Source organism: Tenacibaculum discolor, assembly GCF_003664185.1.
Lineage (GTDB): Bacteria > Bacteroidota > Bacteroidia > Flavobacteriales > Flavobacteriaceae > Polaribacter > Polaribacter discolor.
The window spans coordinates 74,856-96,338 of the sequence record NZ_RCCS01000004.1; the positions used below are offsets into that span (position 1 = coordinate 74,856).

Annotated in this window: 25 protein-coding genes; 12 read left to right on the plus strand and 13 right to left on the minus strand. The window is 32.1% G+C overall.

Features of this window, described 5'->3' with window-relative positions; genetic code table 11:
* Positions 1 to 48: 48 nt before the first annotated feature.
* The 10 genes from C8N27_RS00750 to C8N27_RS00795 all read left to right on the plus strand — a co-directional run bounded on the left by C8N27_RS00750 (position 49) and on the right by C8N27_RS00795 (position 7,385).
* A complete protein-coding gene (locus C8N27_RS00750; RefSeq protein WP_121145785.1) occupies positions 49 to 285 on the plus strand; it encodes a thioredoxin family protein in 237 nt (78 codons plus the stop codon).
* A gap of 12 nt (positions 286 to 297) precedes the next feature.
* On the plus strand, positions 298 to 705 hold the full coding sequence (locus C8N27_RS00755) for an OsmC family protein (RefSeq protein ID WP_121145787.1): 408 nt from the start codon (positions 298 to 300) through the stop codon (positions 703 to 705).
* Positions 698 to 1,675 carry a permease gene (locus tag C8N27_RS00760; protein ID WP_121145789.1) on the plus strand — a complete coding sequence of 326 codons (978 nt, stop codon included), beginning with the start codon at positions 698 to 700 and terminating at the stop codon, positions 1,673 to 1,675. The genes C8N27_RS00755 and C8N27_RS00760 overlap by 8 nt, the downstream gene beginning before the upstream one ends.
* A 12-nt stretch (positions 1,676 to 1,687) precedes the next feature.
* On the plus strand, positions 1,688 to 2,125 hold the full coding sequence (locus tag C8N27_RS00765; protein WP_121145791.1) for a nitrophenyl compound nitroreductase subunit ArsF family protein: 438 nt from the start codon (positions 1,688 to 1,690) through the stop codon (positions 2,123 to 2,125).
* The gene (locus tag C8N27_RS00770) at positions 2,126 to 2,836 is read left to right on the plus strand and encodes an aromatic aminobenezylarsenical efflux permease ArsG family transporter (RefSeq protein ID WP_121145793.1); all 711 of its coding nucleotides are present in this window, start codon (positions 2,126 to 2,128) and stop codon (positions 2,834 to 2,836) included.
* Between the two features lie 255 nt (positions 2,837 to 3,091).
* Entirely contained in the window at positions 3,092 to 3,589 is a 498-nt protein-coding gene (locus C8N27_RS00775; RefSeq protein ID WP_121145795.1) for a DUF4440 domain-containing protein, read from the plus strand.
* A gap of 216 nt (positions 3,590 to 3,805) precedes the next feature.
* On the plus strand, positions 3,806 to 4,291 hold the full coding sequence (locus C8N27_RS00780) for a DinB family protein (protein ID WP_244174698.1): 486 nt from the start codon (positions 3,806 to 3,808) through the stop codon (positions 4,289 to 4,291).
* A 139-nt stretch (positions 4,292 to 4,430) separates the two neighbouring features.
* On the plus strand, positions 4,431 to 4,904 hold the full coding sequence (rlmH, locus tag C8N27_RS00785; RefSeq protein WP_099215338.1) for a 23S rRNA (pseudouridine(1915)-N(3))-methyltransferase RlmH: 474 nt from the start codon (positions 4,431 to 4,433) through the stop codon (positions 4,902 to 4,904).
* A gap of 165 nt (positions 4,905 to 5,069) precedes the next feature.
* Positions 5,070 to 5,930 (plus strand): coiled-coil domain-containing protein, encoded by an 861-nt coding sequence (locus tag C8N27_RS00790; protein ID WP_121145799.1) that lies wholly within the window; start codon positions 5,070 to 5,072, stop codon positions 5,928 to 5,930.
* 171 nt (positions 5,931 to 6,101) lie between these two features.
* Positions 6,102 to 7,385, plus strand: a complete 1,284-nt coding sequence (locus tag C8N27_RS00795; protein ID WP_121145801.1) for a glycosyl hydrolase family 18 protein — start codon at positions 6,102 to 6,104, stop codon at positions 7,383 to 7,385.
* Positions 7,386 to 7,445: 60 nt separating this feature from the next.
* Here C8N27_RS00795 and lgt read toward each other — a convergent pair whose 3' ends face one another.
* The 6 genes from lgt to C8N27_RS00830 form a co-directional block, all read right to left on the minus strand.
* On the minus strand, positions 7,446 to 8,306 hold the full coding sequence (lgt, locus tag C8N27_RS00800; protein WP_121145803.1) for a prolipoprotein diacylglyceryl transferase: 861 nt from the start codon (positions 8,304 to 8,306) through the stop codon (positions 7,446 to 7,448).
* Between the two features lie 112 nt (positions 8,307 to 8,418).
* Complete coding sequence (gene yidD / locus C8N27_RS00805) at positions 8,419 to 8,655, minus strand: membrane protein insertion efficiency factor YidD (RefSeq protein ID WP_073181389.1); 237 nt, start codon at positions 8,653 to 8,655, stop codon at positions 8,419 to 8,421.
* Positions 8,656 to 10,137: a cysteine--tRNA ligase gene (cysS, locus tag C8N27_RS00810; RefSeq protein ID WP_121145805.1), complete on the minus strand. Its 1,482-nt coding sequence runs from the start codon at positions 10,135 to 10,137 to the stop codon at positions 8,656 to 8,658. It lies immediately after the preceding gene.
* A 108-nt stretch (positions 10,138 to 10,245) separates the two neighbouring features.
* Positions 10,246 to 11,712, minus strand: coding sequence for a hypothetical protein (locus C8N27_RS15820; RefSeq protein WP_167444706.1), 1,467 nt, complete (start codon positions 11,710 to 11,712; stop codon positions 10,246 to 10,248).
* Positions 11,693 to 12,259, minus strand: a complete 567-nt coding sequence (locus C8N27_RS00825; RefSeq protein WP_121145811.1) for a hypothetical protein — start codon at positions 12,257 to 12,259, stop codon at positions 11,693 to 11,695. Before C8N27_RS00825 ends, C8N27_RS15820 begins: the two co-directional genes overlap by 20 nt.
* A complete protein-coding gene (locus tag C8N27_RS00830) occupies positions 12,252 to 12,800 on the minus strand; it encodes an RNA polymerase sigma factor (protein WP_121145813.1) in 549 nt (182 codons plus the stop codon). Before C8N27_RS00830 ends, C8N27_RS00825 begins: the two co-directional genes overlap by 8 nt.
* A 100-nt stretch (positions 12,801 to 12,900) precedes the next feature.
* Between C8N27_RS00830 and meaB the strand changes: the two genes are divergently transcribed.
* Positions 12,901 to 13,986, plus strand: a complete 1,086-nt coding sequence (meaB, locus tag C8N27_RS00835) for a methylmalonyl Co-A mutase-associated GTPase MeaB (protein ID WP_121145815.1) — start codon at positions 12,901 to 12,903, stop codon at positions 13,984 to 13,986.
* Positions 13,973 to 14,317, plus strand: a complete 345-nt coding sequence (locus C8N27_RS00840; protein WP_121145817.1) for a tRNA-binding protein — start codon at positions 13,973 to 13,975, stop codon at positions 14,315 to 14,317. The genes meaB and C8N27_RS00840 overlap by 14 nt, the downstream gene beginning before the upstream one ends.
* 88 nt (positions 14,318 to 14,405) lie before the next feature.
* On the opposite strand, the gene moeB is transcribed toward C8N27_RS00840, so the two are convergent.
* The 7 genes from moeB to thiC all read right to left on the minus strand — a co-directional run bounded on the left by moeB (position 14,406) and on the right by thiC (position 21,441).
* Positions 14,406 to 15,461: a HesA/MoeB/ThiF family protein gene (moeB, locus tag C8N27_RS00845; RefSeq protein ID WP_121145819.1), complete on the minus strand. Its 1,056-nt coding sequence runs from the start codon at positions 15,459 to 15,461 to the stop codon at positions 14,406 to 14,408.
* Positions 15,462 to 15,533: 72 nt separating this feature from the next.
* Positions 15,534 to 16,688, minus strand: a complete 1,155-nt coding sequence (gene thiH / locus C8N27_RS00850; RefSeq protein WP_121145821.1) for a 2-iminoacetate synthase ThiH — start codon at positions 16,686 to 16,688, stop codon at positions 15,534 to 15,536.
* A gap of 42 nt (positions 16,689 to 16,730) precedes the next feature.
* Complete coding sequence (locus C8N27_RS00855; protein ID WP_121146292.1) at positions 16,731 to 17,501, minus strand: thiazole synthase; 771 nt, start codon at positions 17,499 to 17,501, stop codon at positions 16,731 to 16,733.
* A gap of 4 nt (positions 17,502 to 17,505) precedes the next feature.
* Complete coding sequence (gene thiE, locus C8N27_RS00860) at positions 17,506 to 18,156, minus strand: thiamine phosphate synthase (protein WP_121145823.1); 651 nt, start codon at positions 18,154 to 18,156, stop codon at positions 17,506 to 17,508.
* The gene (locus C8N27_RS00865; RefSeq protein WP_121145825.1) at positions 18,153 to 18,908 is read right to left on the minus strand and encodes a hydroxymethylpyrimidine/phosphomethylpyrimidine kinase; all 756 of its coding nucleotides are present in this window, start codon (positions 18,906 to 18,908) and stop codon (positions 18,153 to 18,155) included. Before C8N27_RS00865 ends, thiE begins: the two co-directional genes overlap by 4 nt.
* Positions 18,909 to 19,508, minus strand: coding sequence for a thiamine phosphate synthase (locus C8N27_RS00870; protein ID WP_121145826.1), 600 nt, complete (start codon positions 19,506 to 19,508; stop codon positions 18,909 to 18,911). It lies immediately after the preceding gene.
* Between the two features lie 73 nt (positions 19,509 to 19,581).
* A complete protein-coding gene (thiC, locus tag C8N27_RS00875; RefSeq protein WP_028890760.1) occupies positions 19,582 to 21,441 on the minus strand; it encodes a phosphomethylpyrimidine synthase ThiC in 1,860 nt (619 codons plus the stop codon).
* Positions 21,442 to 21,483: the final 42 nt, after the last annotated feature.

Here is a 21,483-nt window from a genome sequence, read left to right on the forward strand (position 1 = left end):
TTTTCTCAATAACCTTATCGCTTGTTGCGATAAACAAACAGAAATAACATGACTAGAGTAATTAAAATTTTAGGAACAGGATGTCCAAAATGCCAATCAATGGCTGGCGTGGTTAAAGATGTAGTTTCAGCAAACAACATAGATGCAACTATTGAAAAAGTGGAAGACATAATGGAAATTATAAAATTCAACGTAATGACTACACCTGCTTTGGTAATAGACGATGTGATAACAATAAAAGGTAGAGTGCCTTCTAAAGATGAAGTATTGGAGCTTTTAAACTAATTAGAACCTACTATGTACTATCAAATAAAAGCCTCTTCCATTTCTAATCAAGATGCTGTTTTACAAATAAAGCAATCGAGTATAGATTTTGGTACAACTTTAAAAACTGCCGAAACCTTGCCAAATCCTGCTGAAATATTCTTAGGTGCATTCGCTTCTTGTATATTGAAAAACCTAGAACGATTCTCGGGCATGATGAAATTCTCGTACTCTAAAGCAACTATTGAGGTTACTGCCACACGCCTTGAGAGTCCGCCAAGAATGGAAAACATCTCTTACAATCTAACAATTTACAGCAATGATAAAAAACTGAATTCAAATTTACTTAAAAAGAACATTGAAAAGTTTGGTACTATTTATAATACGGTAAAACTATCGTGTTCAATTTCAGGTACTATTAACACTGTTGAAAATGTTTGATTGGGTACAAAACATAGCAGATTGGTTGGTTTTTGATGTTTTGAATTTAGAAAAAGGGCAACATTTAGCAAAGGCCTTAAATTTCTTTATTTATGATACTACTAAAATTCTAATACTACTTTTTGTTGTCATCTTTTTTATGGGAATTGTGAATAGTTATTTTCCTATAGACAAGGTTAAAAACTATTTATCTCGTCATAAATTATATGGCTTGGAATACCTTATAGCAAGCCTTTTTGGTGTAGTAACACCTTTTTGTTCTTGTTCATCTGTTCCGCTATTTATTGGTTTTGTAAGAGGTGGTATTCCTTTAGGTGTAACTTTTTCTTTCTTAATCACTTCTCCATTGGTAAATGAAGTTGCGATTGGTCTTTTTGTTGGCTTGTTTGGTATTAAAACAACTTTAATTTATGTAATTAGTGGTGTTTTATTAGGTACCATTTCAGGGGTTATTCTTCAAAAATTAAAATTAGAAACTTATTTAACACCTTGGGTAAAAGAAGTTTTAAAAAACGCTCAGAGAGAACAAGAAATATTTAAAGAAGAAAAACAAACGTTACAACAACGCTTGCCAATTATTTGGTCTGAAGTTATACAAATTCTTAAAGGCATCATTTTATATGTAATTGTAGGAATTGCAATTGGCGGACTAATGCACGGCTATATTCCAGAAGGTTTTTTTGAGAAATATATGAACAAAGACAATCTTTTTGCTGTTCCTATAGCTACCATTCTTGCAGTACCAATGTATTCAAACGCATCAGGAATACTCCCAGTAGTTCAGGTATTGGTTGCTAAAGGTATTCCATTAGGAACTGCAATTGCATTTATGATGGGAGTAGTTGGGCTTTCATTACCCGAAGCTATGCTTTTAAAAAAAGTGATGACCTTTAAGTTAATTGCCATCTTTTTTAGTGTCGTTACACTTTGTATTATCATTTCAGGCTACTTATTTAACATTATTATATAAATCAAAAACAAAATGAAAGCATTTAAATTTTTAACAGCTTTGGCTATTAGTTTTATACTTATTTCGTGTAACAATCAAAATAAAAACAAATCAACTTCTATAGATAAATCTGTTTCTAAAATTGAGGTGTTCGATTTTCACTCTACTCACAGGTGTATGACCTGCAATGCCATTGAAGCAAACACAAAGTATACGTTGAACACTTATTTTGCACCTGAACTAAAAGAAGAAAAAATTACGTTTCAGGTAGTTAATGTAGATAAAAAGGAAAACGAAAAAATTGCAGAAAAATTTGAAGCAACAGGAACAGCTTTGTTTTTAAATGTGATTAAAAATGGAAAGGAAACACAAATAAATTTAACCAATTTTGCTTTTATGAATGGAAACAGTCAAGAGGAATTTTCTAAAGAATTGAAAACAAAAATCGAAACAGAATTAAAAAAACTCTAAATGGATTTTTTACAATCGCTTTTAGAAAGTTACAATATTCCCATTTTATCGGCATTTGTTCTTGGGCTAATGACAGCTATTAGTCCGTGTCCTTTGGCAACCAACATAACTGCAACTGCTTTTATTTCTAAAAACATTTCGAGTAAACGTAAAGTGTTTTTAAGCGGATTGCTATACTCTTTAGGAAGAGGTTTTAGTTATACAGCAATTGGCTTGATATTATATTTTGGGGCTAGTAAATTCCATATCGCTCGATTTTTCAATCAGAATGGAGAGAAATACCTAGGACCTTTATTGATAATTATTGGTTTAATAATGCTAAATATTATCAAGCTTAATTTTTTAAGTAAATCAAATTTTCAAGAAAAACTATCCGAAAAATTTAAAAACAAGGGTCTTATAGGCTCTTTTTTAATAGGGGTTATTTTTGCTTTGGCATTTTGTCCTTATAGTGGTGCTTTATTTTTTGGAATGTTAATTCCAATGACCATTGCTTCTGTTAACGGACTTTATTTACCAATTGTATTTGCACTTGGAACAGGTTTACCTGTAATTCTCTTCACTTATTTAATAGCTTTTACAGTAGGAAAAGTGGGAGTATTCTATAAAAGAATTACGAAAATCGAAAAAGTAATGCGAACAATTGCAGGTATTGTTTTTATATTAACAGGACTGTATTATGCTTTCATTTTTGTGGGAATATTACAATAACCAACACTAAAAAAAACACATATTTACAATTCAGTTTGTATTTGTTAAATTGGGTGTTTAAAAGCATGCCTGATAGCAACGACTTAAAAACGACATCAAAAATCATTGATAACTTTACCTTAGATAAAGTATTCGTTTTTTATATATTTGATAGCGTAAAAATTGCTAAGATTTATTATATCAAATGCTTTTGTCGGGGTAAAAGAAGTAAAGTTTGGCATAAAACGAGTTACCATTCATTAAAAAACAAAGACTATGAAGAAACTTCTTATTATAATAATTATTTCTGTTTTCTATTCTTGTAATAACAGAACAAATCCGGATTCGAGAAATAATATTGAATTAAATGAATCCCAAAAACAAGCAGATATTGATTCTGTTAAAGGATTAATATCAAAATCATTTCAAGATATTTGGTCTGATTTAGATTCAACGAAAATAAAAAATCATCATACAATTGATTTCTTACTACTTGAAAATGGTCTTGTATGGAATAATGATTCTATTTCTAATTATATGATAAAAGCACGAATAAGAGCAGACAAACAACAGCTCCATAGAATCAATAGATTTAACTTCTTAAAAACTGTACATAACAAAAGTACGATATGGGTTGCGTATGATAATTTTGGAACCTGGATAAAAGAAAGCGACACCCTACAAACAGCCCATTGGCTTGAAAGTGCAGTCGCAATAAAAGAAGATGGTAAATGGAAAATTCAACAATTACATTCTACTTATGTAGGAAAATGATAAAAACGAACTTGCCTACAGGTTGTATAATTTATTGCTAGTTCTAGCTACCCTGCAAAATCTTCTCGGTTTTTCTATTCGGGTTGGTATTTGCTAAATTAATTGCTTAAACACCTAACTACTCATAGTCAAGATCGTTGACAACAACATAAAAAAAGCTATATGATTAAATATATTGAATTTCCATTAGAAAATGAATATCCTAGTTATGCCGAAATGTACATGAAACTAGTTAAAAAAGATGGAAGCCTTATTGAACAATTGAAATCGAGTTTACATAAAACAAAGTCTTTAATAAGTAACTTATCGAATGATGAATTAGACTATAGGTATGAAAAGAATAAGTGGTCTATTAAAGAAGTTTTAGTTCACATAATTGATGACGAAAGAATATATGGATATAGGGCTCTTTCATTTGCTAGAAATGATAAAACAAATCTCCCAGGATTTGAACAGGAAGATTATAACTTTTATTCTGACACATCGGAAAGAACAATTGAGAATATATTAGAGGAATACGAAGCTTTAAGATTATCTACAATTGCTTTGTTTAATGGGTTATCTGACAAATCATTAAAACGTATCGGGATTGCAAACGAAAATAGAGCAAGTGCAAGAGCTCTGGGATATCATATTCTCGGACACGAATTACATCATATTAAAACAATAGAAAACTTGTACTTGAAAGCATTAAAGAAATAAAAGCTCAACAATGTGTAACCACAATTATGATAGATTCGACTACTCTTCTATTTCTCTCAGTATTATCTATACAAAAACTTGTTTCTTACACTTAAACCTATCCCTTTAAGAGTTTATAAAACATTCGTAATTTTGCCCTATGAAAATAAAATTACTCGCTATAGGCAAAACTGATAATAAACAGTTACAGCAATTAATTGACGAATATCAAAACCGATTAAAACATTACGTAAAGTTTGAGTTGGAAATTATTCCAGATATAAAAAACGTTAAAAACTTGAGCGAGGCGCAACAAAAAGAAAAAGAAGGAGAGTTAATTCTATCTAAACTACAACCTACAGATCAGTTAATTTTATTGGATGATAAAGGAAAACAGCATACTTCAGTAGAATTTTCAAAATATTTACAAAAGAAAATGAACTCTGGTATTAAACAACTAGTGTTGGTTATTGGAGGTCCTTATGGTTTTTCTGATGCTGTATACAATAAAGCACAAGGAAAGTTATCGTTATCTAAAATGACATTTTCTCACCAAATGATTCGCTTATTTATAGTTGAACAAGTTTACCGCGGGTTTACTATTCTTAGAAACGAACCTTATCATCACGAGTAAAAACTCTAAAACTTTTATTTACATCAAATTTTATGTTACTCAAAGCATTATGTTTTTAATTTCCTGAAAAACATGATAAAAAACATGTTAAAAAGTTATTTTTTTTTTGCAATTAGCCATACTTTTGCGCCCCAAAAAAACATATACTTAATAACATAGATTAAAATGAAAACATTAAGATTCTTAGTTACTTTAACTTTTTTCATAACGTTTGCTTCCCTACAACAGGTAAATGCTCAAAATGATATTAAAACTTTAAAGATTCAGGTAAAGAATAAGAAAGATCAAATTAGTGCTAATGAAGAGATTTTAATTAGTGGTGTTGATGCTTTAAAACGTGTAAAAGGAAACTTAGAACGTTTTAAAAATAGTAAAAAAGCTACAAAACAAGAAGTAGAGAGAAAAGAGAAAATTGTTGCTAACATGCAACAAAGACTTAGCAAGCTTAACAATCAAATTGATTTGCATAAAAAAGATTTAGCTTCTTTAGAAAGAAAATTAGCTAGAAAAGAAAAGAAAGAACAGCCTAAAGAAGAGGCTAAAGCTAAAGCTAATGCTACTAACACTGGTCTTGTTGTGTATGAAGATAATATAAGTGATGAGCAGAAAGAGGTTCTTTTACAAAAACAAAAGCTTGAAGAGGCTCGTAAAAAATTAGACGAAGAAAGAAAAGCTAGAGAGCTTGCTTATTTAAAAGAGCAAGAAGCTTTACGTTTAGAAGAAGAGAAACTTAAACAATTAAGTAACCAAATTAAAGCTAAAGAAAAGAACATTAGTAAAGAGAAAAACACTTTAATTAGCGATCTTGAAGATGATATTAGCATTAATGAAGAAATTTTAATTAGTGGTAAGGAAGGGTTAGCTAGAATGAAGTCTAAATTAGAAGAGGCTAAAAAAGATCCTTCTAATTCAAAAGAAAGCATTGAAAGAAAACAAGCTATTGTTAATAAAATTGAAAATCGCTTGTTAAAAATTGAGAATGAAATTGATGCTAAAAAACAAGAGTTAGCTAAAATTAAAGGATAAAAAATCCTGTCTTAATACAATAAAAAACTCCAAGCGAAAAGCTTGGAGTTTTTTTATTTTTCTAAACATCTACTTTTAAACAAAAACTTCCTTAGAAAACTTATTGTATTTTAGTAACTCTTATAGTTTGTAATAAACTATGAATTTGACTAATCTATCTTTTTGTTAAAAATGAAGCACCCCCAAAATAAACAAATTAGGTTATTAACTAGCCTCTTGTTTTTAATCGTATTAATTACTTCTTGTTCAAATAAGAAAGAAAAGACACTCCCTAATAACAATAATCAACCATCATTAAAACATGAAAAAACAGCTAGAATTTCTGACAGCCGTGAATTCATAAGCCAACGCCATTTACATGAGCAAAAGTATGGTAACCTTAACTTTTCTACCGAGCGTCAATGGGATAGTTTAAACAACATTTCTTACAAACCTATAGCTCATAAAAAAGGAACCGTACATCCAAAATATCGCACATTTGGATGGCACGTATACTCAAATGGTTCTGCTTATAAAAGTTATAATTTTTCCATGCTTTGGGGAATTTCATATTTTTCATATTCTGTTGAACCCAAAACAGGTAATTATAAAAGTATACATCAATGGAAAACTACTCCGTTAATTGACAGTGCAAAAACAAAAGGTTGTAAAGTCTTTTTGTCTGTTACTAACTTTGGAAGCAAAAACAATGCTGTATTTTTAAAAAATTCAAAAGCTCAAACAAGATTAATAGAGAACCTAGCTGAGTTACTTGCGTTAAGAAATGCTAATGGAATTAATATAGATTTTGAAGGTGTTGCTAAAGAAGATAGGAATCAGTTTACACAATTTATCATTAACGTTTCTAAAAAACTAAAAGAGAAAAATCCTAATTATATGGTTTCTTTATGTTTATATGCTATTGACTGGAACAATGTTTTTGATATTCCTACTATCAATCCGCATATTGATTTTTACACGCTAATGGGGTACGATTACTACGGTAGTTTTAGCAAAACTACTGGGCCTGTAACTCCTTTTAAATACAGTGAAAAATTCGGAAATGGTTTAAAAGCTTCTGTTAATTATTATAAAGATAAAGGGGTTCCTCTGCATAAATTAATTGCCGGACTCCCCTATTACGGTGCTGAATGGTATACAAAAAAATCTGAAATGGGTGCTAAAGTAACTAAGTTCAAATCGCATCCTCGTTACCATACCATACGAGATATTTACATTGATTCTTTACAAATCCCGGTTAAGTTTGATCCTAAAAGTGCTTCTAGCTATATAATTATTAAAGATAGTAACCAAGAGTATAGACAGTTGTTTTTTGAAGACGTACAATCTCTTGCTTTGAAATACGACTGGATAAAACACAATAAAATAGGCGGTGTAGGTATTTGGGCATTGGGTTATGACAATGGCTATTCTCAGCTATGGGATTTGCTAGCTGAAAAGTTTTCTAAAGAGTAAAACAGTTACTTTTGAATAATAAAAAACTCCAAGTGTACACTTGGAGTTTTTTTATTGTTTTTATGCAGTTGCTTTGGTTTTTCTAAACATTAACCAAAAACCGATTAATACTAATGGAATACTTAATACTTGACCTGTATTTAAGGTATTAAACACCCAATCTTCTCTTCCTTCTACTTGTGCTTCTTTTAAGAATTCTATTACAAAACGTAACGACCACAATACTACCATAAACAGTCCGAATAAAAATCCTGTTTGGTTTTTCTTGTCTGTTTTCCAATAAAAATACCATAAAGCAAAGAACAATACTAAGTAACTAAATGCTTCATATAATTGGGTTGGGTGACGTGGTACCGTCTCTCCTGCTCTTTTAAAGATTACACCAAAGCTGCTTCCCGTTGGTTTTCCGTAAATTTCAGAATTAAAGAAGTTTCCGAAACGGATAAAAAATCCTGCTAAGGCCACCATAATTCCTAATCTATCTAAAATAAACAACCATGGTTTTTGTAAGTGTTTCTTAGCGTAAAAATACATTGCAATCGGAATTGCTATTGCTGCTCCGTGACTTGCGAATCCTGTAAACCCTGTAAATTTCCATCCATCTAACAATCCGAATAAAGCCGAAGCTCCTTCTTGTTTTTTAAATGGTAATATGATTTCCAATAAATGGTTTTGATAATAATCCCAACTATAAAAGAAAACGTCTCCTAAACGCATTCCTACCAACATAGAAACAAACACGTACATAAATAACGGATCTAGTTTCTCTACAGAAATATTGTCGTTAATGTATATCTTTTTCATTAATTGAAGTCCTAAAATAAACGCTGCTACAAACATTAAACTGTACCAACGAATACCAAAACCTCCTAAATTTATTATTTCTGGGTTCCAATCCCACACTATGGATAAAAAATTCATCTACTTTAATTTAGTTTTTGTGCCATTACGAACCTTTCGGCTGTCGCTAAAGACAAGTTAAAATGAAATAATCTCTAAGATTACTACTTAATAAGCTCCTTAATGACAATTATTATTTTTCTTTTTTCTCTGGAACAGGATCGTAACCACTTCCGCCCCATGGGTGACAACTAAAAATTCTTTTTAATGCCAACCAACCACCGTAAAACAATCCATGCTTTTGCAATGCTTCAATTGTATAGCTTGAACACGTTGGTGAATATCTACATGTTGCTGGTGTAAACGGAGATATTGCTGTTTGATAAAATCGAACTAACAATATAAATGGATATGTTAATATTTTTTTCAATTAGTTAACTGTAAATGTTGTTCCTTCCCTACCGTCTTTTAATTGAATACCTAACTCCAATAATCTATCACGAATTTCATCAGATAATGCCCAGTCTTTATTTTCACGTGCTTCTTTACGCATGCTAATTAACATTTCAACTACACCACTTAATTTATCAGAATTGTTTCCTTCTGAAGTTTCATTCATTAATCCTAATACATCAAAAACAAATGCTTTGATTGTATTTTTAAATACTTCTAGATCTTCTGTAGTTAAACTCGCTTTTCCTTCTTTTATTTGATTGATAACTTTTACAGCTTCAAATAAATGTGATATTAAAATTGGTGTATTAAAATCATCATTCATAGCATCGTAGCAATCTTGTCTCCATTTTTCAACATCAAATGAAGAAGAACTACCTGCTTCTATTTTATCTAAGAAATCTACAGCTTCCATCAACTTTGCATGTCCTTTTTCAGCAGCCTCTAAAGCTTCTCCAGAAAAATCTAAAATGCTTCGATAATTGGCTTGCATATTGAAAAAACGAACTACACTTGCAGAGAATGCTTTCCCTAAAATGTTATTTTCTCCTGTTAAAATTTCATTTGGTAAAATAAAGTTACCTGTTGATTTTGCCATTTTTTGACTGTTCAACAATAGCATGTTGGTATGCATCCAGTAGTTTACTGGCTTTACACCACTACAAGTTTGTGATTGTGCAATTTCACACTCGTGATGCGGGAATTTTAAGTCCATTCCTCCACCATGAATATCGAATTGTTCGCCCAAATACTTTGTACTCATTACTGAACATTCTAAATGCCAACCTGGGAAACCATCACTCCAAGGAGAAGGCCAACGCATGATATGACGTTCATCGGCTTTTTTCCAAAGTGCAAAGTCTTGTGGATTTCTTTTGTCTGACTGTCCATCCAAAGCTCTTGTATTGTGAATAGCGTCTTCTATTTTTCTTCCAGATAAGATTCCGTAGTTACCTGTTTCGTTATATTTTAACACATCAAAATATACAGAACCGTTTACTTCATAAGCAAAACCTTTATCCATGATTTCTTTAATCATTTCAATCTGCTCTACAATATGACCGGTTGCGGTAGGTTCTATACTTGGTGGTAAAAAATTATAGTTATTTAATACATTATGGAAATCAACTGTATAACGTTGCACCACTTCCATAGGTTCAATTTCCTCTAGTCGTGCTTTTTTTGCAATTCTGTCTTCACCTTCATCAGCATCATTTTCTAAGTGACCAGCATCTGTAATATTACGTACATAACGTACTTTATATCCAAGGTGTAATAAATAACGATACACCACATCAAAAAACATAAAAGTTCTTACGTTTCCTAAATGGGCGTTGCTATATACAGTAGGACCACATACGTACATACCTACGCGTCCTTCAATTACTGGTTTGAAAAGCTCTTTTGATTTGGTTAAAGAGTTATATATTTTAAGCTGATTTTCTTTGTATAATTCCATAGTAAAAGTGACTATTTGCAATCGCTAATATAGGCACTTTATAAGGAATATAGAAAAAGAATTTGGTAGCAATTTCGTAGAAATAAAAAGTAATTTTGTTTGTATTTCTTATTGATTTTTAACTTTTAATTGGCTGTATTTACCATCTATTTCAATTTTTTTATCATTTGAAATTAAAATAAACTCACCATTATATTCTACAGTTCCATCTTTTAATTTCTTAACATTGTCTCCTTGAATATTAAATTTCTTATTAACCCCTTTTAAATCAACTCCAGCGTCAGAATAACTTAAAAACACTTTTAAATTATTATGGTTTGGATGTACTTTTACAATAGTTAAATTTCCAAATTTATTATTCACCTCTACATTATTATGCACATTACTTACTACCAATCCTGATGAATTAGAGTTTACTATTGTATTGGTAACCGATGCTAATTGAGCATCGGTTACATTATTTAAGAACAAGGTACAAGCGTTTAATGAGCTTATGTTTACTGGCGAATATGAAATATTTAACTTTCCTCCGTCAAGTGCATCAGCTTTAAAGGTTCCATAACTTACCTTTCCTGAAGCTTTAGTTTTTGGTAGTTTTACTTTACAGTGACGGGTGTTTAAGTCAAAGGTTGCTGATTTTGGAACCTTTATAATAATCTTCTTTGTGATTTTTACTTTTTTTCCATTAATCATAAGATTATCACTATCAGAAGAGTAAGAATAATTCATACGAACTTTTCTCATCTCTTTTCTTGCCTTGTGCATTTCTTTTCTAGCTTTGGCAAGTTCTTTTCTTATTTCTTCTCTATTAATTTTTCTTATTTCTGCTCTTGCTTTAGCCATTTCTCTTCTTAACTCACTTTCATTTATTCGCTCTTTTTTAACTCTTTCTAATTCTTTTTTAATTTCTCTTTTTCTTTCTTCTTGGTGTTTTTTAAACTCTTTATACTTATCTGTTTTCTTAAATTCTTCCCATTCTTTTTTCGACTTAATGGTAATATCATTCACACCATCTTTCCATTGAAAAAAGTAGTTTCCTCCATCTTTTGCATACTTATCAAAGTCAAATTCAATATCCTCTAAACCTGTTACTATTTCTTCAAAGTTAACTTCAGGGATTTTTATTTCTGGAAGTTCAGGTATTTCAGGAATCTCTGGAATTCTTACTTCTGGAATTACGACAACTTCATCATCACCATCAAATTGAAATACTCTTGGATAATTATTGTCTGATGAATTAAAGAACACAATATTGTCTCCTCCTATTCTAAAGCTATTTTTGTTGGCATTAATTTGTACCTTACTTTTATTCCCTAAAGCTTCAAATTTCCAGTTGTCTAAATATTTTTGAGCTTCTTTTTTATCTAGCCCTTCAACTTCTACAACTGCTTCTACTGAAACTTCGTTTTTATTCCATGTAGTCACATCTACATCTGCATTAGATGCATTAATATTAACTACTACGTCTTTATTTGTTTTAAAATTTTCACTAAACTTTTTGTTGTATTTCTGTGCAGATACAACGCCAGTTACTAACAGTAAAAAAACACTGATTTTAAATTGTTTGAATGTCATTTTGAGTTGGATTTTTAAATTCTTGTAATTGTTTTTGCATACGTTTTAACAGCTGTAAACGTAATTGCAGGTTTCCAATCAATGCATTGATAGTATCGTCGTTAATTCCTTTTGTATTGAGCTCTTCGGTTAACGATTTATATTCTTTGGTTAATTCTCCTATTTTGTTCAAGTAACCATCAAAAAGTTCTTTATTATCGTCAGTTAATTCTAACTGACTTAATTCGTAATTAATGGTATTTACATAATAATCTTCTACTGTTTTTAATTCAGGTGAAATTGCTCCTAAACTAATTTGATTTTGAGTTTCTTTTGGAAGCTCAGTTATTATTGGATCTACAATATTTGTTGGATAAAATTGAATTCCCAAACTCACCAACAACACTATTGATGCTGCTATATACAGCCATTGATATGATTTTTTTGTTGATGGCTTTTCGTGCAATTCATCCATCAACTTTTGTTGAAAACGCTGTCTGTGATTTGTTGATAACCTCTCCGTGTTTTCAACATTGTTTTTTAGTATTTCTCTAATATCTTTAGACATGATGTACTGCTTTTAATTGTTCTTGCACTTGTCTTTTTCCTCTTAATAAATGTGTTCTTGAACTCACTTCAGAAATTCCTAATATTTGCGAAATCTCTCCATGATCATACCCCTCTAGCAAAAACAGGGTTAACACAACTCTATATTTTTCTTTTAATTGCTGAATGCAGTTTACAATATCTTGATACGATATAGTAGATGCTACATTCCAATTATCATCGTCTGCTACTGTGGTAATCTCTTCGTTAATAGAAACCAATTCTAGTTTCTTCTTTTTTAAATAATCAATACTTTGATTGATGACAATTCTTTTTAACCAAGCACCAAAGGCTACTCCATCTTTATATGAATCAATATTTTTAAATGCTTTTATAAATGCTTCTTGCATAACATCTTCTGCTATAAATGAATCTTTCACGTAACGTAATGCCACTGTATACATGGCGTCACAATACAAGTCATACAATTGCATTTGTGCTTTTGCATCATTGTTTTTACAGGCATCTATTACCGATTGATGTAACTGTTTAGTTGATTTCATTATTGATTTCTTACCCTAAATACGACACTTTTTCCTTCGTGTTGCATTTTCCTGCATTTTTATTTCTAAATTTACGTTATTATTTTGTTTTACCTACATAATGACTAATAAAGACACATCTGCACTCTCTGAAAAAGACGGGGTTTCCCAGCCTGAAACCACTAGTAAATCATCTGCAGAAAAAATAAAACGTAATAGAAGAAAAACTACCTCTACCGAAGATTTTGTTACTCAAATAATAGCTGGAAATATTCCTTTTTTAAGTAGAGCTATTACGTTAGTGGAAAGTACCAATCCAAAACATCAACAACAAGCCAATGAAATTTTAGAAGCTTGTTTACCTCATGCCAATAAATCGGTTAGAATTGGAATTACAGGTGTTCCTGGTGTAGGAAAAAGTACATTTATTGAATCTTTTGGTAAGCATTTAACTTCATTAGGTAAAAAAGTTGCTGTTTTAGCTGTAGACCCGAGTAGTTCTGTTAACAAAGGAAGTATTTTAGGAGATAAAACACGTATGGAAGAGTTAGTAACCGATGAGAACGCTTTTATTCGTCCTTCTCCTTCTGGAACTTCGTTGGGTGGTGTTGCTCAAAAAACACGTGAAAGTATTATTTTATGTGAAGCTGCTGGTTTTGATACTATTATTATTGAAACGGTGGGTGTGGGACAGTCGGAAACTGCTGTACATTCTATGACTGATTTCTTTTTATTATTGAAATTGGCGGGTGCTGGTGACGAATTACAAGGTATTAAACGTGGAATTATTGAAATGGCAGATGCTATTGTGATTAATAAAGCTGATAGTGGTAATGAGAAAAATGCTAAACTTGCAAAAGTAGAGTTCAATAGAGCCTTACACTTATACCCTGCTAAAGAAAGTGGTTGGCAACCTAAAGTTTTATTAGCAAGTGCGCTACATCATCAAGGAATTGACGCTATTTACGCTATGATTGAAGAGTACATGAACTTAGTAAAAAAATCTGGCTACTTTCAACAGAAAAGAAATGAACAAAATAATTATTGGTTGTTAGAAACCATTAATCAACAATTGAAAAATAACTTTTACAATAATCCAAAAATTAAAGAACGCTTACAGCAGGAAGTAACTAAACTGGAAAACGGGAAAACTACTCCATTTACTGCTGCGAAACGATTATTAAATAAAAACTATGGAAGACAATAACAATTTAACTTGGAACGATTTTACGAAAGTAGAAATGCGTATTGGCACCATTATTTCTGCGGAAATTTTTAAAGAGGTTAAAAACCCTGCCTATAAAATGCAAGTTGATTTTGGCGACTACGGAATTAAAAAAACCTCAGCTCAGATTACTAAACTGTATCAACCTGAAGATTTAATAGGAAAACAAGTGGTTGCTGTGGTAAACTTTCCAAAAAAACAAATTGCGAATATGATGAGCGAATGCTTAGTATTAGGTGGCTTAGGTGATGATAAAGAAGTAACCTTATTAACTGCTGAACGTACCGTTAAAAATGGGACGAAGATTGCGTAGAATACTTCCTTAATTTTTTAATCAAGTGCACATTATAGTATAGAAATAGGAAAGTATTTGTTTTCGTGCTTTTAGATTTAGTAAATTATTAACCTAGTCCCTTTTTTAAATTTAAAAAAGTAACAGTATCGTGTTTTTGCTCTAAAAAATCAATAGCTCGTTGGCTTCGTACTCCTGATTTACAATAAACCACTACAGGTTTGTCTGTTGCTATTTCTTTGTACCGTTGGGCAAACTCACCTAACGGAATATGTTGTCCGCCTATATGATATTGTTCTCGCTCCCAATCTTCCCGAACATCTAATAAATTATATACTGACTGATTGTTTTGTAGTTCCTCCAAAGTTATTTCGTGGGTAGCCAATTTAATTCCGCAAAAGAATTCATAATCTTTGTCTAACTCATTAACCTCAGCTTTATCAGTCTTTTCAAATTTTAAGAGCATTTGACGCATGCTTAAGGTATTATACATCAATAGTTTGTTCGCTAACACTTCTCCTATTCCACAAATGATTTTAATGGTTTCATTAGCTTGTAAAGCTCCTATAATTCCGGGTAACACCCCTATTACTCCAATTTCTGAACAATTAGGTGATTCTTCTGGTTTGGGTGGAGTTGGATATAAACATCGATACGTAGCACTTCCTTGATAATTGAACACACTTACTTGTCCTTCAAATTTAAAAATAGCTCCATATACTAATGGTTTTTGAGTGAGTACTGCGGCATCGTTGGTTAAATAACGAGTAGCAAAATTATCGCTCCCATCTACAATTACATCATATTTTTCAAATAAAGAAATAGCATTCTGATTGGTTAATTTCTCTTGATAGACATGAAACTGAACAAACGGATTTAATTTTGATAACCTATTTGCCGCTGTTTGCACTTTTGACTTTCCTATATCATCTATCGTATATAAAACCTGACGCTGTAAATTACTTTGATCTACTACATCATCATCTATAACTCCAATCGTTCCGATACCAGCTGCTGTTAAATATTGTAGTACAGGACAACCCAGTCCACCAGCTCCTATTACTAATACCTTGGCTTGTTTTAGTTTTAGTTGCCCTTCTTCCCCTATTTTATCGAGAATTAAATGACGATTGTATTGTTTTTGTTCTTCGTTACTTAAGTTCATAATTTCATGAAGTTCTGAAACAAGTTCAGAATGACATTAATTCTATTTTCTTGATTCTAGCAGCGTATTAGTCTAACCTAAAAACTGCTCCCAATCTTTCCAAACTACTTCTAACCCTTGACCTTTTAGCATCTCTACAATTTCTTCGGTACTTCGTTCGTCTGAAATTTCAAATTGTTCTAACGATTGAGATTCAACGCTATATCCCCCAGGGTTTGTTTTAGATTCTGCACTCATTGAGGTAGCCCCTAAATTAACAATATTATTTCTAAAAACTTCACTTTCTCTGGTGGACATAGACAACTCTACATCTTCATCTAGCATTCTAAATGCACAGATTAATTGTACCAAATCTGCATCTGTCATTTCAACCTTAGGCTCTAATCCTCCTGAATGAGGTCTTAATCGTGGAAATGAAATTGAATACTTCGTTTTCCAGTAGGTTTTCTGCATATATTTTAAATGCAATGCTGTAAAAAAGCTATCTGCACGCCAGTCTTCCAATCCGAATAAAGCACCTAAACCAACTTTATGAATTCCTGCTTTACCTAATCTATCAGGAGTTTCCAAACGGTACTCAAAATTTGATTTTTTTCCCTTCGGATGATGCTTTTTATATTCCTCCTGATGGTAGGTTTCTTGATATACTAATACTGCATATAATCCGCTTTCAATCAACAATTCGTATTCGTCCTGATCTAAAGGTTGCACTTCTATGGTAATATTTGAAAATTGAGAACGAATCAATTCAATTGCATTTTTAATATAATCGACTCCAACTGTTCTATTGGCTTCACCTGTTACTAATAAAATATGATCGTACCCTTTCGCTTTTAAAAAAGCAACTTCTTTCAGTATTTCAGCATCGGTTAAAGTTCTCCTCGGAATTTTGTTTGTAAAACTGAATCCGCAATAGGTACATATATTCTGACATTCGTTACTCAAATACATTGGAGCATACATTTGAATGGTATTTCCAAAGCGCTTTTTAGTCAACATACGACTCCTTTGAGCCATCTGTTCTAAAAAAGGTTTTGCTGCAGGTGAAATGAGCGCTTTAAAATCTTCCAAGTCAAGTTTATCCTTTCCTAAAGCACTTTCAACATCAATGGTTGTTTTACTAAAAATACTATGTAACGTATCATCCCAATTGTATTGATTGAATGTATCTTTAAAGCTATTGGCTGTTAGCTCTTGGCTTTTATTTTTTGTTCTGTTTACTAACATCGTATTAATTTTAAATAAGCTAATGGCTAAATGCTAACAGCTTTAATTTAAAAAACTCGTTAGCGGACTACTTGCTTCTGCTTGTGTTCTTACAGGTGCTAGTTTTGCTTCGTAAGCCATTCTTCCTGCTTCTACTGCCTTTTTAAAAGCTTGTGCCATGGCTACTGGATTTTGTGAGACGGCAATAGCGGTATTTACCAAAACAGCATCGGCTCCTAATTCCATAGCATACGCTGCATGAGAAGGCGCTCCAATACCCGCATCTACTACTACTGGAACATTTGATTGCTCAATAATAATTTCTAAAAACTCCAACGTCTTCAATCCTTTGTTACTTCCAATAGGAGCTCCTAAAGGCATCACACATTGCGTTCCTACTTCTTCTAATCGTTTACATAAAACTGGGTCAGCATGTATATAAGGCATTACCACAAATCCTTTTTTTACTAACTCTTCTGCCGCTTTTAAAGTTTCAATAGGATCAGGTAATAAATACCTTGGGTCTGGATGTATTTCTAACTTCACCCAATTTGTTTCCAAAGCTTCTCTAGATAACTCTGCGGCAAAAACAGCTTCCTTTGCAGTTCTTACTCCTGAGGTATTCGGTAATAAGTTAATTCGAGAATGATTTAAATGTGATAAAATATCATCTTCTTCATCTTGAACATCTACTCTTTTTAAAGCAACTGTTATCAGTTCACTTTCTGAAGCTAACAAAGCTTCTCTCATTAATTCAGAAGAACTGAATTTTCCTGTTCCTGTAAATAATCGAGAGGTAAATATTTTATCGGCTATTGTTAATTTTGTGTTCATTTTACTATTTGTTATCACCTAACTTATACACTTGTTCGTTGGTACTAGGTGCTTTTAATATTTTATGAAATGTAGAAATCGAGTTAAAATTTTGAGTAATCGCTCCTGACACAGCAACACCATACACTCCTGTATTTATAATTTCAGGTACATTTTCTATAGTAACTCCCCCAATAGCTATGATGGGAGTAGTTGTATTTAACGCTTCTAAAATTACTTGATATCCGACAGCTCCTAAAACTGGACTCAAATTCTTTTTAGTTTCTGTAAATTGAAAAGGCCCCAAACCAATATAATCTACTTTTTTCTCTAATAGAGTTTTACAATCTTCTAAAGTATTAGCAGTCCCACCAATGGAATACCATTTCCCTAAATACTCACGAGCTTTTAACGGACATGTATCGGTTTTTCCTAAATGAACTCCATCTGCATTAACTTCTTTAGCTACCTTGTAGTAATCGTTTATAATTAACCGTGTTTGAAAGTGACTCGTAATTTCTCTCGCTTTTTGTGCTGTTTCTAAAACAGTTTTCGGATCCAGATTCTTTAATCGAAGTTGCACCCATTCTGCTCCAGAAGCGCAAGCTCTTTGAATGTTTTCTAAATGTTCTTCTGGAGTTTTTCCTTGAGTTATATAATGTAATTTACTTATCATTTATAGTTGTGCTCTCCTAAGAGCGTTTTATTAGAGTTTAAAAATTGTTCTGTGTACCATTTCGCATGTATACACGCATCTTCTAAAGAAAATTCTTTTGCTATGTTTGAAGCTAAAGCTGAAGACAACACACAACCACTTCCATGCTTTTCAAAAACGGATGTAGCTTTCGGTGGAATATTCAACTGTACTATCTTATTGTGATATACTTCATCCCATCCTTTTTTGTCTTCTCTGTGTCCACCTTTTAAATAAACATTAGTCTTTTCTGAAATAAACTCAATGGTTTCTTCAATCGATTTATTAGAAAACATAGCTTTGATTTCATCATAATTTGGAGTGATAAAATCACAATGTTGCAATACTTCTTCAAACACTTTTATATGCTTTTCAGAATGAAAATCAAATCCAGCACTCGCTTTTAAAATAGGGTCTACTACTATTTTTATGGATGGGTTATGTTTTTTTAGAACCTGAACGACTTCTAATAATACTTTCCAAGACTGGATGATTCCTATTTTTACTACTGATATCTTAAAGCGTTCAAATAGAGATGTAATTTGGTTGATGATTACTTCTTTTTCAATCCAAACACATTCTTTAAAGTCGATATCATTTTGGACTGTAACTGCTGTACATACCGAAAGTCCATGTAAACCATGTGCTTCAAATGTTTTAATATCAGAAGTCAATCCTGCTCCTCCCGACGGGTCATGACCTGCAATCGTTAATATGTATGTCTTATTTTTCAATTATGAATTATGAATTTCGTAATGACGTTTTATATTTTTAAAACTTTCAACAGGTTTTTCTGCATTCCAAACTCCACCTAAAACTCCTATTCCTTGAAAACCTAATGCTAACGTTTTTTCAATGGTATCGGTATTGATTCCTCCCATTCCTATAATCGTTTTATCTATATGATTTACATCAAAACCTCTTCCTTCATAGCCTTTCTTTGAAATAGATGAAAAAACAGGGCTTAATAAATGATAATCAAATTCAATATCACAATTTTCTAATGCCGAAGGCTCATGAAAGGAACTACTCATTGTTTTTCCTATCATATCTAACCCGATAAAATATTCATTTCCATTATCTAAAGCATCAATTCTTTTTTGTTCTTGAAAATGAATTCCTTTTAAATTGAATTCATTAACGAGTTCATGAAAATAATGAGTGACTATTCTATCATGATATTTTTCATCTATCTGATTTAAATATGCCACATGCTCTTCATAATTCTTGTCAGGTTTTCTGAAATGATAATATTCCAATCCTTCTTCAAATAATTGCTGAAGGATTTCAATTTCATTCGGGATGTCTTTTTCTGGAGCTATTAGAATAATCATATAATCGGTTTTAAATTATGAATTACGAATTTAGAAATTGTCAACTCGTAATTCATAATTCTATGTTCAGAATTTATAGGTATACTTCTGATCCTTTATCTTTAAATTCTTTAGACTTTTCCTCCATTCCTTTTGCAAACACTTCATCTCCTTCTACTTTATTCTCAGCTGCAAAATCACGTACTTCTTGTGATATTTTCATAGAACAAAATTTTGGTCCACACATCGAGCAAAAGTGTGCAATTTTAGCTCCCTCAGCAGGTAAGGTTTCATCGTGATACTCTCTTGCTAGTTCTGGATCCAATCCTAAATTGAATTGATCTTCCCAACGGAATTCAAAACGTGCTTTACTTAAAGCATCATCTCTGTGTTGCGCTCCTGGGTGTCCTTTTGCTAAATCAGCTGCATGAGCTGCTAATTTATAAGTAACCACTCCTGTACGTACATCTTCTTTATTTGGTAACCCTAAATGTTCTTTTGGTGTAACATAACACAACATAGCACAACCAAACCATCCAATCATCGCTGCTCCAATACCTGAGGTAATATGATCGTATCCTGGTGCAATATCCGTAGTTAAAGGTCCTAAGGTATAAAACGGAGCTTCATCACAAGCTTCTAATTGTTTATCCATATTCGCTTTAATCATATGCATCGGCACGTGACCAGGCCCTTCAATAAAACATTGTACTTCATGTTTACGTGCTATTTTTGTTAACTCCCCTAAGGTTTCTAATTCAGCAAACTGTGCTTCGTCATTTGCATCTGCAATTGAGCCAGGACGTAAACCATCTCCCAATGAAAAAGCGACATCATAAGCTTTCATAATTTCACAAATTTCTTCAAAATGTGTATATAAAAAGCTCTCTTTATGATGTGCTAAACACCATTTTGCCATGATAGATCCTCCTCTTGATACAATTCCTGTAATACGTTTTGCCGTCATAGGTACATAACGCAAACGAACTCCTGCGTGAATCGTAAAGTAATCTACTCCTTGCTCTGCTTGTTCTATTAATGTGTCTCTAAATATTTCCCAAGTTAAATCTTCAGCAACTCCATTTACTTTTTCTAAGGCTTGATAAATAGGTACAGTTCCTACTGGTACAGGTGAATTACGGATAATCCATTCACGAGTTTCATGAATATTTTTTCCTGTAGATAAATCCATGATATTATCTGCTCCCCAACGACATGCCCAAACTGCTTTTTCTACTTCTTCTTCTATTGATGAGGTGGTAGCTGAATTACCAATATTCGCATTTATCTTTACCAAGAAATTACGTCCTAAAATCATAGGTTCGGCTTCTGGGTGGTTTATATTCGAAGGAATTACCGCACGTCCTCTTGCTACTTCTTCTCTAACAAATTCAGGTGTAATTTTTGCAGGAATACTCGCTCCGAAATCTTGACCTGGATGTTGCTCTGACAAACGTGTCATTTCATCTATTCGTTGATTTTCACGAATGGCAATATATTCCATTTCTGGAGTAATAATTCCTTTTTTTGCATAATGTAACTGTGTTACGTTATGTCCTTTTTTAGCTCTTTTTGGTTTACTTTTTAAGTTAAAACGTAAGTGATCTAAGCTTTTATCATTTAACCGTTCGTTGCAATACTCCGAAGTAAATTCGTTTAGCTCCTCTACATCACCTCTATCTAAAATCCACTGTTCACGAATACGCTCTAATCCATTATGAATATTAATTTCTTTCGTTGGATCTGTATATGGCCCAGAAGTATCATACACTGTTACGGGTTCGTTTGGTGTTCTTTTTTTAGTCATCGAATCCACAGTGTCGCTCAATTCAATTTCACGCATTGCTACTTTTATCTGCGGGTGGATTTTTCCTTGAACATATATTTTTTTTGAATTCGGAAACGGTTGCCTTGTTACACCATCTTGTTTTGGTGCTGTATCTTTTTTCTTCATTTTAGGGTTGTTTGTTTTATTCTTGTGAATTTTGTTTACTGA

What these genes read in the sequence shown, in the direction of transcription:
- C8N27_RS00750 (WP_121145785.1), top strand. Translation starts at nt 49, where the DNA reads ATGACTAGAGTAATTAAAATTTTAGGAACAGGATGTCCAAAATGCCAA.
- C8N27_RS00755 (WP_121145787.1), top strand. Translation starts at nt 298, where the DNA reads ATGTACTATCAAATAAAAGCCTCTTCCATTTCTAATCAAGATGCTGTT.
- C8N27_RS00760 (WP_121145789.1), top strand. Translation starts at nt 698, where the DNA reads ATGTTTGATTGGGTACAAAACATAGCAGATTGGTTGGTTTTTGATGTT.
- C8N27_RS00765 (WP_121145791.1), top strand. Translation starts at nt 1,688, where the DNA reads ATGAAAGCATTTAAATTTTTAACAGCTTTGGCTATTAGTTTTATACTT.
- C8N27_RS00770 (WP_121145793.1), top strand. Translation starts at nt 2,126, where the DNA reads ATGGATTTTTTACAATCGCTTTTAGAAAGTTACAATATTCCCATTTTA.
- C8N27_RS00775 (WP_121145795.1), top strand. Translation starts at nt 3,092, where the DNA reads ATGAAGAAACTTCTTATTATAATAATTATTTCTGTTTTCTATTCTTGT.
- C8N27_RS00780 (WP_244174698.1), top strand. Translation starts at nt 3,806, where the DNA reads ATGTACATGAAACTAGTTAAAAAAGATGGAAGCCTTATTGAACAATTG.
- rlmH (WP_099215338.1), top strand. Translation starts at nt 4,431, where the DNA reads ATGAAAATAAAATTACTCGCTATAGGCAAAACTGATAATAAACAGTTA.
- C8N27_RS00790 (WP_121145799.1), top strand. Translation starts at nt 5,070, where the DNA reads ATGAAAACATTAAGATTCTTAGTTACTTTAACTTTTTTCATAACGTTT.
- C8N27_RS00795 (WP_121145801.1), top strand. Translation starts at nt 6,102, where the DNA reads ATGAAGCACCCCCAAAATAAACAAATTAGGTTATTAACTAGCCTCTTG.
- lgt (WP_121145803.1), bottom strand. Translation starts at nt 8,306, where the DNA reads ATGAATTTTTTATCCATAGTGTGGGATTGGAACCCAGAAATAATAAAT.
- cysS (WP_121145805.1), bottom strand. Translation starts at nt 10,137, where the DNA reads ATGGAATTATACAAAGAAAATCAGCTTAAAATATATAACTCTTTAACC.
- C8N27_RS15820 (WP_167444706.1), bottom strand. Translation starts at nt 11,712, where the DNA reads ATGACATTCAAACAATTTAAAATCAGTGTTTTTTTACTGTTAGTAACT.
- C8N27_RS00825 (WP_121145811.1), bottom strand. Translation starts at nt 12,259, where the DNA reads ATGTCTAAAGATATTAGAGAAATACTAAAAAACAATGTTGAAAACACG.
- C8N27_RS00830 (WP_121145813.1), bottom strand. Translation starts at nt 12,800, where the DNA reads ATGAAATCAACTAAACAGTTACATCAATCGGTAATAGATGCCTGTAAA.
- meaB (WP_121145815.1), top strand. Translation starts at nt 12,901, where the DNA reads ATGACTAATAAAGACACATCTGCACTCTCTGAAAAAGACGGGGTTTCC.
- C8N27_RS00840 (WP_121145817.1), top strand. Translation starts at nt 13,973, where the DNA reads ATGGAAGACAATAACAATTTAACTTGGAACGATTTTACGAAAGTAGAA.
- moeB (WP_121145819.1), bottom strand. Translation starts at nt 15,461, where the DNA reads ATGAACTTAAGTAACGAAGAACAAAAACAATACAATCGTCATTTAATT.
- thiH (WP_121145821.1), bottom strand. Translation starts at nt 16,688, where the DNA reads ATGTTAGTAAACAGAACAAAAAATAAAAGCCAAGAGCTAACAGCCAAT.
- C8N27_RS00855 (WP_121146292.1), bottom strand. Translation starts at nt 17,501, where the DNA reads ATGAACACAAAATTAACAATAGCCGATAAAATATTTACCTCTCGATTA.
- thiE (WP_121145823.1), bottom strand. Translation starts at nt 18,156, where the DNA reads ATGATAAGTAAATTACATTATATAACTCAAGGAAAAACTCCAGAAGAA.
- C8N27_RS00870 (WP_121145826.1), bottom strand. Translation starts at nt 19,508, where the DNA reads ATGATTATTCTAATAGCTCCAGAAAAAGACATCCCGAATGAAATTGAA.
- thiC (WP_028890760.1), bottom strand. Translation starts at nt 21,441, where the DNA reads ATGAAGAAAAAAGATACAGCACCAAAACAAGATGGTGTAACAAGGCAA.